Raw genomic sequence first — 12,552 nt, forward strand, 5'->3', positions numbered from 1 at the left:
CGGCGGACCCCGCAGGGGGAGGGTCGGCAGGTCACCGGGGTCCCCGCCTCACTCAGGAGGCCACCGCACCCTGTTCCGCTGAGGAACACGTTCCGGGAGGAACCACCCAGCCATGCCCAAGACGGCATATGTGCGCACCAAGCCGCACCTCAACATCGGCACCATTGGCCACGTCGACCACGGCAAGACGACCCTCACCGCCGCCATCACCAAGGTCCTCGCCGAGCGCGGCGCCGGCACGTTCGTACCGTTCGACCGCATCGACCGCGCCCCGGAGGAGGCCGCCCGCGGCATCACGATCAACATCGCGCACGTCGAGTACGAGACGGACACCCGCCACTACGCGCACGTCGACATGCCAGGTCACGCCGACTACGTGAAAAACATGGTCACGGGCGCCGCGCAGCTCGACGGGGCCATCCTCGTCGTCTCCGCGCTCGACGGGATCATGCCGCAGACCGCCGAGCACGTCCTGCTCGCCCGCCAGGTCGGCGTCGACCACATCGTCGTCGCGCTCAACAAGGCGGACGCGGGCGACGAGGAGCTCACCGACCTCGTCGAGCTGGAGGTCCGCGAGCTGCTCTCCGCGCACGGGTACGGCGGCGACGCCGTCCCCGTCGTACGGGTCTCCGGGCTCAAGGCGCTGGAGGGCGACCCCCGTTGGACCCGGGCCGTCGAGGCGCTGCTCGACGCCGTGGACACGTACGTGCCCATGCCGGAGCGGTACGTGGACGCGCCTTTCCTGCTTCCTGTGGAGAACGTGCTCACCATCACCGGTCGCGGCACGGTCGTCACCGGGGCCGTCGAGCGCGGCCGGGTGCGCGTCGGCGACCGCGTCGAGATCTTCGGGGCGGACACGGAGACGGTCGTCACCGGGCTTGAGACGTTCGGCAAGCCCATGGAGGAGGCGCAGGCCGGGGACAACGTGGCGCTGCTCCTGCGCGGTGTCCCGCGTGACGCGGTCCGCCGCGGCGACGTGATCGCGGCGCCCGGCAGCGTCAGCCCGAGCCGCCGCTTCACGGCCCAGGTGTATGTCCTGTCGGCGGCCGAGGGCGGTCGTACGACGCCGGTCGCGACGGGGTACCGGCCGCAGTTCTACCTGCGGACCGCCGACGTCGTCGGGGACGTCGACCTCGGCGAGGCCGCCGTCGCCCGGCCCGGCGACACCGTCACCATGACGGTCGAACTCGGCCGCGACATGCCCCTGGAGCCGGGCCTCGGCTTCGCGATCCGCGAGGGCGGGCGCACCGTCGGCGCGGGCACGGTCAGCTCCGTCGGCTGAGCGTGTCATGGAGGGCTGCCCGCACCCCGAGGGGTGCGGGCAGCCGCTCGTCCGCCACACTGGCGGCGACGTCGGAGAGCGGAGGCCACACGTGACGGGCAGGGCACTCGTACTCGGAGGCGGCGGCCTCTCGGGCATCGGCTGGATCGCCGGAATCCTCTACGGGCTCGCCGAGGCGGGCGCCGACCTGTCGGACGCCGACACCGTGATCGGCACCTCGGCCGGCTCCGTCGTCGGCGCCCAGCTCACCTCCGGTCTACTGACCCCCGCCGAGCTGTACGAGCGTCAACTCGCCGCCCCCGTAGGGGAGATCGCGGGTCACCTCGGCCCGGCGGCCGTCATCCGGCACGCACGCGCCGTGCTCACCTCCCGTACCCCCGAAGACTTCGGCCGCACCATCGGGCACGTCGCGCTCGCCGCCGACACCCCGGACGAGGCGACGCGCCGCGCGGTCATCGAGGGGCGGCTGGTCTCGCACCGGTGGCCTGATCGCCCGCTCCTGGTGACGGCTGTCCACGCGACGACGGGGGAGTTCCGCGTCTTCGACCGTGACAGCGGCGTCGGCCTGGTCGACGCGGTCGCCGCGAGCTGCGCGGTGCCGGGCGTCTGGCCGCCGGTCACTGTCGGAGACGCCCGCTGGATCGACGGAGGAATCCGCTCCCCGGCCAACGCGCATCTCGCCGAGGGCTACGACAGCGTGGTGATCCTCGCCCCGATCGCCACGGGCGGCGGCGTACTGACGTCGGCCCGCGCCCAGGCGGAAAGCCTCGCGGCGGCCGGTTCGAGGGTCGCCCTGATCACCCCGGACCGCGCGACGAGGAAGGCCATGGGGCGCGACAGCCTGAACCCGTCCCACCGCGCGCCATCCGCTCGCGCCGGGAGGGAACAGGCGGCAGGACATGTGGCGGAGGCGGCGGAGGTGTGGGGCCAGGCCTGAGCGACGGCCTCCCCTGACAGCTCCCGCCCCACGCCCGGCACAATGGACCCGTGGACGAGCCCATACCCGTGACCAGGACCGTAGACCACGGCACCGCCAAACTGATGCCCGACGTGGACCGGCGCCAGGCCTGGCTGCTCACGGTCGACGGCGCCCCGCAGTCGTACGTCGACCTCGACGAGCCCGAGTACCTCGAATTCGAGTACGCGCGCCGGCTCGGCCACGTCCTCGACTGCGCGGCCGAGCCCGCGCAGCCCCTCGACGTGCTGCACCTCGGCGGCGGCGCGCTCACCCTGCCCCGCTACGTCGCCGCGACCCGCCCCGGCTCACGTCAGGACGTCGTCGAGGCCGACCGCGCCCTGCTCGCCCTGGTGGACGAACACCTCCCGCTCCCGCCCGCCGCGGGCATCGCCGTACACGGCGGTGACGCCCGCGCCTGGCTGGAGTCGGCCGAGCCGGACAGCGCCGACGTCCTCGTGGCGGACGTCTTCGGCGGGTCCCGCGTCCCGGCCCACCTGACCACGGAGGCCTACGCCCGCGCGGCGGACCGCGTCCTGCGCCCCACGGGCGTCTACGCGGCGAACCTCGCCGACGGCGCGCCCTTCGCGTTCCTGCGTTCCCAACTCGCCACGTTCTCAGCGGTGTTCGAGCATCTCGCTTTGATCGCGGAGCCCGCCGTACTGCGCGGCCGGCGCTTCGGCAACGCCGTTCTCGTCGCCTCGCACAAGGAGTTCGACATCGAGGGCCTCGCCCGGCGCGCGGCGGCCGACGCGTTCGCCGCCCGCGTCGAGCACGGCGCCGAACTGCGCCGCTTCATCGGCGACGCGAAGCCCGTACGGGACGAGGACGCGGTGCCGTCACCCGAGCCGCCGGGCGGCTCATTCGGCATCGGCTGACACGACCTCCGGCGCGGGCTGCTTCCCGATGGGACCGGCCTCGCGCCGCGTCAGCCGCCGCACATCCGGTACGAGGAGAACCGCCGCTGTCGACACGACGACCAGCGCGGCGCAGCCCCACAACGACGCCGCCCGGCCGAACGCGGCCTCGGCGGGCCCCGCGAGCGCCGTGGCGACCGGCACCATCGCGACGGACCCGAACCAGTCGTAGGCGGAGACCCGCGACAGTTTCTCCTCGGGGATCTCCTGGTGCAGCGCCGTCATCCAGGACACGCTGAACACCTCGATGGTCACGCCGCTCACGAACATCACGCAGACCAGCGCCACGAGCGGTACGGGAACGGCGAGCGCCGCCGCCGGCAGCGAGAGCGGGAACACGCACAGGGTCCCGGCGAGCAGCAGCCGGCGTGGTTTCCACCGCGTCATCAGGAGCGCCCCCGAGACCGTGCCGACGCCGAACGCGCCGAGGGCGAGCCCCCACGGCCCGGGTCCGCCGAGCGAGTCCCGCGCGACCAGCGGCCCGAACACCGACTCGGCCGCCCCGACCACCGCCACCACGACGGAGAACTGGGCGACGATGCCCCACAGCCACGGCCGCCCGGTGAACTCCCGCCAGCCGTCCCGCATATCGGCGAGCAGCCCGCCGCCCGGCTCACGCGGCGCGATATGACTCACGTCGAGGAACGAGCGCAGCACCGCCGCCACCGCGAAGGCCACCGCGTCGACGGCGAGCACCCAGCCGGGCCCGATCGCGGCGACCATCGCCCCGCCGAGCGCCGCACCGCCCACGGCCGCGCCCGACATCGCCATCCGGAACATCGCGAAGGCACGGCTCGCCTGCTCCCCGCTGACGGACGACATCAACATGCCCTCGGCCGCGGGATTGAAGAAGGCCTGCCCGGTGCCGCCGAGCGCGCTGAGCAGCATCATCTGCCACAGCGCGGGCTCCCCGGTGAGCACGAGCAGCGCGAAGGCGCCCTGCGAAAGGAAGTTGAGGGCATTCGCCGCGACCATCACATGGTGCCGCGGCAGCCGGTCGGCGACAGCGCCACCGACGAGCAGGAACAGCACGAGGGTCAGCGTCCGCGACGCCGCGACAAGCCCGACGTCGCCGCCGTCACCGCCCGCGTCGAGCACCGCGAACGCGGACGCGATCAACGCCCCATGACTCCCGAGCGTCGTCACGAACGCCGCAACGGCAAGCAGGCTGTAGTTACGGCCGGCCCAGGCGGGTCTGCGGGAGCGGCGAGGTGAGGTGTCGGGGGTGGTCACCGGTGGACTATTGCCGCAACGGGCGTGCCCTGCAAACGAATTGTTGCCGGGAAGGCGGGCGGGGGCCGGCCGGCCATTGGCTCGCCGGAGTCACGGCAGACGTACGCGCGAACGTCGGGCCTGCCCCTCGCAGGGGCAGGCCCGACGTCATGCGGCCGCGAAACGGTAGGTCGGGCGCGGGGTCAGCCCGTGGTCGGGTCGCCCTGGAGGCGGACCGTCTTCATGATCTTCTCGACGGTCGCGTCCGGGACCTCGTCCTTCACGCCCTTGGCGCCGTAGAACGTCCACGAGACGAAGTCGCCCTGGGAGTTCTTGAACGCGAACACCGTGGCCTTGCCGTCCGTGTCGCACTTGCCGGTCTTCGGCACACCGGACGAGTAGGTCGTCGCGAAGCTGCCCTTGACACCGGAAGCCGTCGTGAAGTCCTTCGGCTTACCGATCGTCAGGAGCTTCTTGGACGCCTTCTTCTGATCGGTGTAGCCGCCGAACACCCACCACGCCGAGTCGTTGCGCGCGATGTCCTGGGTGTTCTTGGCGCCGTTCTGCCCCTTGGTGCCCGCCGCCGCGAGCGCGGTGTCGTCCGGGGTGCCGTCCTTGTTGTCGTCGGACGTGCACCACTTCTCCTTCAAGAAGGCGGGCGCGGACATCGTGATGAGCGGTTTGAAGCCGTCGTCGTTGTTGTCGTCGAAGCCGGTGATGACACCGTCCGACTTCACGGCCCAGTCCGGCGGGACGTCGAACGCGGTCCCGTACTTCGGGTTCACCACGACCTGCCAGCCCGGAATGCTGGGCTTCGCGGCGTTCGCAGGGTCGCGCGGGTTGCCCTCACTGGCGCTCGCGCTCGGGTCCGCAGGCGCGGCCTTCGAGGGGGACGCGGACGGCTTGGGGTCCGCGTTGTCCTTCTTGCCGCCCCCGAGAACCAGGAAGCCGGTCACGCCGGCGGCGACCACGACAGCCGCGGCGGCGACGATCGCGGTGATCTTCGTCTTGTTGCCGCCGCCCTTCGGCGGCTGGGGTGCGCCCATCGGGACGGTGGGAGCGCCCCACTGCCCGGGAGGCTGCTGCCCCGGCTGTTGCTGGTACGGATTGGGCTGCTGATACCCCGGCTGCTGATAGGGGTTCGGCTGCTGGTACCCCGGCTGCTGGTACGGGTTCTGGTCCTGCGGGTTCTGCTCGCCCCCGGGCGGCTGCTGTCCTGGCCACATGGCGCACAACAATAGAGGGCGCACGCAGCGGCGATGCCGTCGCCCTGTACCGGACGTGCAACGGTTCGACGACGGGAACGCCGCCCGGTCCCCGGGGCCTCAGGAGTCGCTGACGTCCACGAGCCGCACGGTGCTGACGATCTTACGGACGACGGCGTCCGGCACTTCCCCCTTCACGCCTTTTGCCCCGTAGAACGACCACGACGCGAAGTCGCCCTCGGCGTCCTTGAAGGCGAACACGGCGGCCTTGCCGTCCGTGAAGCATTTGCCGTGCTTCTTCTGCGTCACGCCCGAGGAGGAGGCCGTCACCAGAGTGCCGTCGAGACCGGACGTGGTGGTGAAGGGCTCGGCCGGGTTCGTGGTGATGCTCTTACGGTCGGGCTGCGCGTACGCGCCGTAGACCCACATCGTCGCGTCCTTGGTGGCCGCGTCCTCGGTGCTCTTGGCCCCGTTGTTGCCCCGCGACCCGGTCGCGCCCAGCGAGTACTCCTCCTGGTTGCCGTCCTTGTCGTCGTCGGACGTGCACCACTTCTCCTGGAGGAACGCCGGATTGCTCATGGCGATGAGCGGCTTCTCCTCGGGATCGCCGTCCTTGGAGACCCAGTTCGCCCAGCCGTTGGACTTCACCTGCCAGGTGCCCGGCACGTCGAAGGCGAGGCCGTGGTCGGCGTTCACGACGGTCTTCCAGCCCGCGACCGTCGGCTCGATCGGGCCTCCCGCACGCGGGTTGCCGGTCGGGCTGGGGGCCGCCGCCGACGACTTCGCCGGACCGGGACCGGCCTTGTCGTCCTTCGTGTCCTTGCCGCCGCCGAGTACGAGGAACCCGGTGACCGCCGAAGCGACCACGACGATGGCAGCGGCCACGACCGCGAGGATCGCCGCGCGCCGCTGCTTCGGCGGCTCGGGCCGCGACGGACCCGAACCGGCGGGCATCGTCGGCGCGTTCCAGATCTGCTGCCCGGACTGCTGTTGCCCGGCGGGCTGCTGAACCGTCGGCTGCTGGTACGGGTTCGGCTGCTGGTACGGATTCGGTCCGCGGCCCTGCGGGTTCTGCTCGCCCCCGGGACCCTGCTCTCCTGGCCACATGCGCAGCAACGATAGGGGGCTGGGCCGGGGGAGGATGGTCAAGGTCGCTACTCGCGGGTAACATCACCGGTCATGAGCGCAGACCAGATGTCGATCGGCGAGATGCTCGCCGCCACCGTTCCGATGGCCAGGACCCTGAACATCGAGTTCCTGGAGACCACGCCCGAGAAGGCCGTCGTGGCGCTGCCGGACCAGAGCGAGTTCCACAACCACGTCGGCGGCCCCCACGCCGGAGCGATGTTCACGCTCGGTGAGTCCGCGAGCGGCGCCATCGTCCTCGCCGCCTTCGGGGACCAGCTGTCGCGGGCCGTGCCGCTCGCCGTCCGCGCCGACATCGCGTACAAGAAGCTCGCGATGGGTGCCGTCACGGCGACCGCCACGCTCGGCCGTCCGGCCGCCGACGTGATCGCGGAGCTCGACGCGGGCGAGCGTCCGGAATTCCCCGTGACCGTCGCCATCCAGCGCGCCGACGGGGCCGTGACCGGCGAGATGACCGTCGTCTGGACCCTGCGCCCCAACAACTGAGCCTTATCTTCCCTTTCCCGTCACCGGGTAGGCTGGCCCGGCGTGCGTACCTGGGGGAACGCGCGCCGGGCAGACGCCCACCGACACGGGAGGAATCGGCGTTGCACGTCCAGGAATGGCTCGACACAGTACCGGCGGTCGCCATCTACGCCCTGGTGGCCGGGGTGATCGGCCTGGAGAGCCTGGGCGTCCCGCTGCCCGGCGAGATCGTGCTGGTCTCCGCGGCGCTGCTCGCTTCCCAGCACGGCGACGTCAACCCGCTCGTCCTCGGGGCCTGCGCCAGCGCGGGAGCCGTGATCGGCGACTCCATCGGTTACGCCATCGGCCGCAAGGGCGGCCGTCCCTTGCTCGCCTGGCTCGGCGGCAAATTCCCCCGCCACTTCGGCGAGGCCCATGTCGCCACCGCCGAGCGCTCCTTCGAGAAGTGGGGCATGTGGGCCGTCTTCTTCGGCCGCTTCATCGCCCTGCTGCGCATCTTCGCGGGCCCGCTCGCGGGCGTCCTGCACATGCCGTACTGGAAGTTCCTCATCGCGAACTTCCTCGGCGGAGTCATCTGGGCCGGCGGCACGACCGCCGTCGTCTACTACATCGGCGTGGTCGCGGAGAGCTGGCTCAAGCGGTTCTCGTACTACGGCCTCGCGGCGGCCGTCCTGATCGGCGTGGCCTCCATGCTGATCGTCCGGCGCAAGGCGAAGAAGACGGCGGCCGAGGCGGAACAGCCCGTCCCGGCCACCGACTGATACGCGCGCTCGCGCCGGCCACCGACCGATACGCGCGCTCGAACTAGCTGTTCGCGTGGGCCGCGCGGTGCGCCTTGGCCAGGTCCACGTACAGCGTGCCGTTCAGGGTGACGCCCTCGCGCTCCTCGTCGGTCAGCGGGCGCTTGACCTTCGCGGGGACGCCGGCGACCAGGGAGCCCGGCGGGATCTGCATCCCCTGCGGGACGAGGGCCTGCGCGGCGACCAGCGAACCGGCGCCGATCACCGCTCCGTTCAGGACCGTGGCGCCCATGCCGACCAGGGAGTCGTCCTCGACGGTGCAGCCGTGCAGGACGGCGTTGTGCCCGACCGACACCCGCTCGCCGACCGTCAGCGGGAATCCGGGGTCGACGTGCAGGGTGCAGTTGTCCTGGATGTTGCTGTCGGCGCCGATCACGATCGGGCCGCCGTCTCCGCGGAGCACCGCGCCGTACCAGACACTCGCCCCGGCGTGCACGGTGACGTCGCCGATCACGACGGAGGTCGGCGACACGAACGCCTCCTCGTCCAGCTCCGGGTCCTTGCCGCCGATCCCGGTGATGAGTGCCTGCTGGCCCATCGTTCTCTCTCCTCTTCCACGGTGCCGCGCCTGACCGAACCGTACGGGACGGCCCTTGCGGGAGGGTCGCGTGGGGCGAAGATCACAGGCCGGAGCCCGGCGGGGACCCGTACGGCTGAGTAACGTGTGGCTGTGCCGAAGAACTGGAACGCGTTCTCATCCCGCGTCTTCACCGGACGCCTGGCCCATCGCGTGGTGCAGGCGGGTCTGCGCTGGGCGCAGCGGGCGGGCGCGGTGACCGCCGAGCAGCCGGGCCGCTACCGTTTCGGCGCCATCGGGCCCGGCACCAAGCTGGCCTTCCCGCAGGGCACCGTCTTCGGCGAGCCGTGGATCCGGCTCGGCGCCCACTGCATCATCGGCGAGCAGGTCACCCTGACCGCCGGCCTGATGCCCGACCTCGACCTCGGCCCCGACCCGATCCTGCGCATGGGCGACGGAGTGGTCCTCGGCCGCGGCAGCCATGTCATCGCGGACACGACGGTGACGATCGGCAGTGACTGCTACTTCGGCCCGTACGTCTACGTGACCTCGACCAACCACTCGTACGACGACCCGCACGAGCCCATCGGCAAGCAGTGGCCGCGCATGGAGCCGGTCGAGATCGGGCCGGGCTGCTGGATCGGTACGGGCGCGGTGATCCTGCCCGGCGCGCGCATCGGCCGGAACGTCGTGGTGGCGGCGGGCGCGGTGGTGCGGGGCGAGGTGCCGGACCACTCGGTGGTGGCGGGCGCGCCGGCACGGGTCGTCCGCACCTGGGACGAGACCAACGGCTGGCAGCCCCCACTCCGCACCCCGGCCCCCGCCCCGATACCGGAGGGCATCACCCCGGAACAGCTGCTGGCGCTGGCGGAGCTGGACGCGGATTCGCAGGCGGGTGGCTAGATCGGGACCTCGCCGGGCAACACAGTCGCTCAGCCCGTAGCCAGCAGCACGGTTCCCAGCAGTGCCAGGCCCGCGCCCGCTGCCTGTACTCCGCGGAGGCGTTCGCTGAGGATGCCGCGGGCGGCCAGGGCTGTGACCACCGGGTAGAGAGAGGCCAGGACCGCGGCGATCGTGACCGGGCCGTACTGGGCCGCCACCACGTACGTGCCGTTGGCCGCCACGTCGGCGAGGCCCACGAACGTGAGCGCCGGGAGGGACGCGCGGACGGCGCGCCAGCCGTTCTCGGGGAGTACCGCGCCGCCGCGCCGCGCGGACACGAAGAGGCCCGCGCCACCCGCCGCCACATTGGTCACCCGCTGCACGAAGAGCGCGAGGAAGAGCCCGGTCACGGTCGTCGAGGCCTCCGCGATCAGGGCCATCACCGCTCCGAAGCCGACCGCCGCGAGCAGCGTGAGCAGGACCGCCTGCCGCTGCACGGGCGCACCCCTGAACTGCGGTCCGCCCGCCAGGACGACACCCGCGATCGCCACCGCGATGCCCGCGATCTGGAGCAGGCCGGGGCGCTCGCCGAGTACGAGGCCGAGGGCCACGGGGACGGCGACGCCGAGCGAGCCGAGCGGGGAGACGACGCCCATCGGGCCGAGGGCGAGCGCCTTGTAGAACGCGAGCATGGCCACCGGTCCGACGAGGCCGGCCGCTACCGCGAACCACAGCTGGGGGCCCGCCTCGCTCCACGCGCCGGTGACCACGACTGTCGCGCCGAGCACCACCGTCGCGATGCTCTGCGAGACGACGACCACGGTGAGCGCGGGCGTTCGCCGGGTCAGCAGCCCGCCGCCGAAGTCGGCCAGGCCCCACAGGAGGCTGGCGCCCAAGGCGAAGAGTGCTGTCATCGTCTACCTCGCAGTACAGTGTGGTGAACGTGGGCGAACGTTTTGTTGCACCACACATTAGTTCAGTGAACTGAACCCTGTCATCCAGAATATTGGACGGAATGTGTCGGAACTCGATCTGCTGACCCAGTCCCTCGGGCGGAACGTCAAGCGCTGGCGCACCGAGCGCGGCTTCACCCTGGACGGGCTCGCCTCCCGGGCCGGCGTCAGCCGCGGGATGCTCATCCAGATCGAGCAGGCCCGCACCAACCCGAGCCTCGGCACGGTCGTCAAGATCGGCGACGCGCTGGGCATCAGCATCACCACACTCCTCGACTACGAGCAGGGCCCGAAGGTCCGCGTCGTGCCGCCCGAACAGGCCGTCCGCCTGTGGAGCACGGACGCCGGCAGCTACAACCGCCTGCTCGCCGGAACGGAAGCACCCGGCCCCCTGGAGCTGTGGGACTGGAGCCTGGAACCCGGCGACGGCAGCGCCTCCGACCCGCACCGGCCCGGCACCGTCGAACTCGTGCACGTCACGGCCGGGGAGCTGACCCTGGTCGTGGACGGCGCCGAGTACCGCGTACCGGCCGGCTCCAGCGCCTCCTTCGAGGCGAACGTCCCGCACGCGTACCGCAACGACGGCACCGAGGCTATGCAGATGATGATGGCGGTGTCGGTCCCGCCCGTACGGTGAGACGCCGGTTCGTACCCTGAGACACGCGGATCGGCCGGTCGCACGACTGTTAGCGTGCGGCCATGCGCGCACCCATCGGAAACTTCGACGTCGTCCGCCCGGCCCCCGAGGCCCTGGAACTGCTCACGGAACCGGTGGCCGACGCCGTACGGCAGTGGGGCGGCGCGGTGCCCGCCGAGCAGCTGATCCATGTCGACACCGACCCCGAGTGGGCGGACACGGCCACGTTCGTCGAGCACTACGGCCCCGAACTCCTCGACACGTCCGCGAACTGCGTCGTCGTCGCGGGCAAGCGCGGCGGCGAGACGACGCTCGCCGCCTGCGTCGTCCTCTCCGGCACGCGCGTCGACGTCAACGGCGTCGTGCGCCGCCAACTCGGCGCCCGCAAAGCCTCGTTCGCCCCGACGGACACGGCCACCGGAGCCACCGGCATGGAGTACGGCGGCATCACGCCCATCGGTCTGCCCGCCGACTGGCCGCTCCTCGTGGACGCCGCCGTCGTCGACCTGCCGCACGTCCTGATCGGCAGCGGCACGCGCCGCGGCAAGCTCATCGTGCCCGGCAAGGCGTTCCTGGACCTGCCCGGCGCCGTCGTCCTCGAAGGCCTCGGGGTCAGCTGACCGCACCCCTAGGTGAACGAACCTGGGAGCCCCCGCGTCTGAGGAGCGCCCGCGCGAGTGCGCGGGGCGCGGACGGCGGAACGGGTGGGGCGGAACATGAGAACACGGATCGTGGCGGTGCTGATCGCGCTGGTGGGGGCGTCGGTGTCGGCCTGCGGCGGGGACCCGCCGGTTCCTGAAGGCCTCGTGCTGAAGGGCTCGGCACCCGCCACCCCCTACGGCGGACCCCTCCGGGCCAAGACCCCCGACACCGCCGAGGACAACGTCCAGGGCGGAGGCGCCGCCGTCCTCGCCCTCGAATGCGCCGGAAAGCCCTATCAGGGCGGCGGGGGAGACGACGGCTGGGGCGGTTCCGACGGCGCGGACTCACCGGCCGCCGCCCTGAACGCCCTCGTGACGGACGAACTCGCGGGGTCCCTGCCGCACCGCGGCTATCGCGTCGAGCGTGAGCAGGGCCGCCGCGTCCTGTACTCGTACGACGTCGGTGGCCGCACCCGCGCGGCCGTGATCGTCGCCAAGGACCTGCCGCGCAGGCCGGGTTGGGGGATGGAGGCGTACGCCCAGTGCGATCCGGCCGAGTTCGCGCGCCGGGAGCGGGCCGGGCTCGACATCCGGGTGTGGACCGACCGAGCGGGGCGTCCCGTCCCCGTATCCCGGGTCTTCAGCACAGAGGGCCCCGAGCACTGCGACTGGCAGTCGGTGACCTTCCTCCACGTCGGCGACCGTCAATACCTGCGCGACCCCGGGCATGTGCTGCCCCGGGAACTCGTTCGCTCGTCGTACGCGCCGAAGACCCGGCTGCCCGAGGGTGCAACGGACACCGGGTACCGGGACGGACGCCGTCAACTCTGGCTCTCCGCCGACAAGTTGAACGCCTACGTGCGGACCGGGAGTGGTGTGGAGCGATGGCCGGGAGCGGTCGAGCAGATCGCGTGCATGTAGTCGCGGGCGCTTGAGCGGG

At 71.9% G+C, this 12,552-nt stretch carries 14 protein-coding genes; 9 read left to right on the plus strand and 5 right to left on the minus strand.

Translation table 11 applies throughout. The features are described from left to right. Positions 1-112 precede the first annotated feature (112 nt). The 3 genes from tuf (at position 113) to ABZ893_RS33600 (ending at position 3,115) form a co-directional block, all read left to right on the plus strand. The gene (gene tuf / locus ABZ893_RS33590) at positions 113-1,282 is read left to right on the plus strand and encodes an elongation factor Tu (protein WP_361411646.1); all 1,170 of its coding nucleotides are present in this window, start codon (positions 113-115) and stop codon (positions 1,280-1,282) included. A gap of 91 nt (positions 1,283-1,373) precedes the next feature. Then, positions 1,374-2,219, plus strand: coding sequence for a patatin-like phospholipase family protein (locus ABZ893_RS33595; protein ID WP_361411648.1), 846 nt, complete (start codon positions 1,374-1,376; stop codon positions 2,217-2,219). A 50-nt stretch (positions 2,220-2,269) separates the two neighbouring features. Beyond that, positions 2,270-3,115, plus strand: coding sequence for a fused MFS/spermidine synthase (locus tag ABZ893_RS33600; protein ID WP_361411650.1), 846 nt, complete (start codon positions 2,270-2,272; stop codon positions 3,113-3,115). Here ABZ893_RS33600 and ABZ893_RS33605 read toward each other — a convergent pair. The 3 genes from ABZ893_RS33605 to ABZ893_RS33615 form a co-directional block, all read right to left on the minus strand. Beyond that, positions 3,098-4,387 (minus strand): MFS transporter, encoded by a 1,290-nt coding sequence (locus ABZ893_RS33605; protein WP_361411652.1) that lies wholly within the window; start codon positions 4,385-4,387, stop codon positions 3,098-3,100. The genes ABZ893_RS33600 and ABZ893_RS33605 overlap by 18 nt on opposite strands. Positions 4,388-4,569: 182 nt before the next feature. Next, positions 4,570-5,592, minus strand: coding sequence for a hypothetical protein (locus tag ABZ893_RS33610; protein ID WP_361411654.1), 1,023 nt, complete (start codon positions 5,590-5,592; stop codon positions 4,570-4,572). A 99-nt stretch (positions 5,593-5,691) separates the two neighbouring features. After that, positions 5,692-6,678, minus strand: a complete 987-nt coding sequence (locus ABZ893_RS33615; RefSeq protein ID WP_361411656.1) for a hypothetical protein — start codon at positions 6,676-6,678, stop codon at positions 5,692-5,694. Positions 6,679-6,750: 72 nt separating this feature from the next. Between ABZ893_RS33615 and ABZ893_RS33620 the strand changes: the two genes are divergently transcribed. Then, positions 6,751-7,203, plus strand: coding sequence for a DUF4442 domain-containing protein (locus tag ABZ893_RS33620; protein ID WP_361411658.1), 453 nt, complete (start codon positions 6,751-6,753; stop codon positions 7,201-7,203). Positions 7,204-7,304: 101 nt separating this feature from the next. Beyond that, a complete protein-coding gene (locus ABZ893_RS33625) occupies positions 7,305-7,943 on the plus strand; it encodes a DedA family protein (protein WP_361411660.1) in 639 nt (212 codons plus the stop codon). 43 nt (positions 7,944-7,986) lie between these two features. Here the strand turns inward: ABZ893_RS33625 and ABZ893_RS33630 are convergent, their stop codons facing one another. Beyond that, the gene (locus tag ABZ893_RS33630; protein WP_361411662.1) at positions 7,987-8,520 is read right to left on the minus strand and encodes a gamma carbonic anhydrase family protein; all 534 of its coding nucleotides are present in this window, start codon (positions 8,518-8,520) and stop codon (positions 7,987-7,989) included. A gap of 132 nt (positions 8,521-8,652) precedes the next feature. Here ABZ893_RS33630 and ABZ893_RS33635 point away from each other — a divergent pair, with 132 nt between their 5' ends. After that, positions 8,653-9,402: an acyltransferase gene (locus tag ABZ893_RS33635; protein WP_361411664.1), complete on the plus strand. Its 750-nt coding sequence runs from the start codon at positions 8,653-8,655 to the stop codon at positions 9,400-9,402. 29 nt (positions 9,403-9,431) lie between these two features. On the opposite strand, the gene ABZ893_RS33640 is transcribed toward ABZ893_RS33635, so the two are convergent. Further along, entirely contained in the window at positions 9,432-10,295 is an 864-nt protein-coding gene (locus ABZ893_RS33640) for an EamA family transporter (protein WP_361411666.1), read from the minus strand. Positions 10,296-10,398: 103 nt separating this feature from the next. Here ABZ893_RS33640 and ABZ893_RS33645 point away from each other — a divergent pair, with 103 nt between their 5' ends. The 3 genes from ABZ893_RS33645 (at position 10,399) to ABZ893_RS33655 (ending at position 12,533) form a co-directional block, all read left to right on the plus strand. Further along, the gene (locus tag ABZ893_RS33645; protein WP_361411668.1) at positions 10,399-10,971 is read left to right on the plus strand and encodes an XRE family transcriptional regulator; all 573 of its coding nucleotides are present in this window, start codon (positions 10,399-10,401) and stop codon (positions 10,969-10,971) included. A 62-nt stretch (positions 10,972-11,033) separates the two neighbouring features. Further along, positions 11,034-11,591, plus strand: a complete 558-nt coding sequence (locus ABZ893_RS33650; protein WP_361411670.1) for a YbaK/EbsC family protein — start codon at positions 11,034-11,036, stop codon at positions 11,589-11,591. Positions 11,592-11,687: 96 nt separating this feature from the next. Further along, entirely contained in the window at positions 11,688-12,533 is an 846-nt protein-coding gene (locus tag ABZ893_RS33655) for a hypothetical protein (RefSeq protein WP_361411672.1), read from the plus strand. The last annotated feature ends 19 nt before the right edge of the window (positions 12,534-12,552 follow it).

The organism is Streptomyces sp. NPDC046821 (genome assembly GCF_040645335.1).
In the GTDB taxonomy this organism is placed as follows: Bacteria; Actinomycetota; Actinomycetes; order Streptomycetales; family Streptomycetaceae; genus Streptomyces.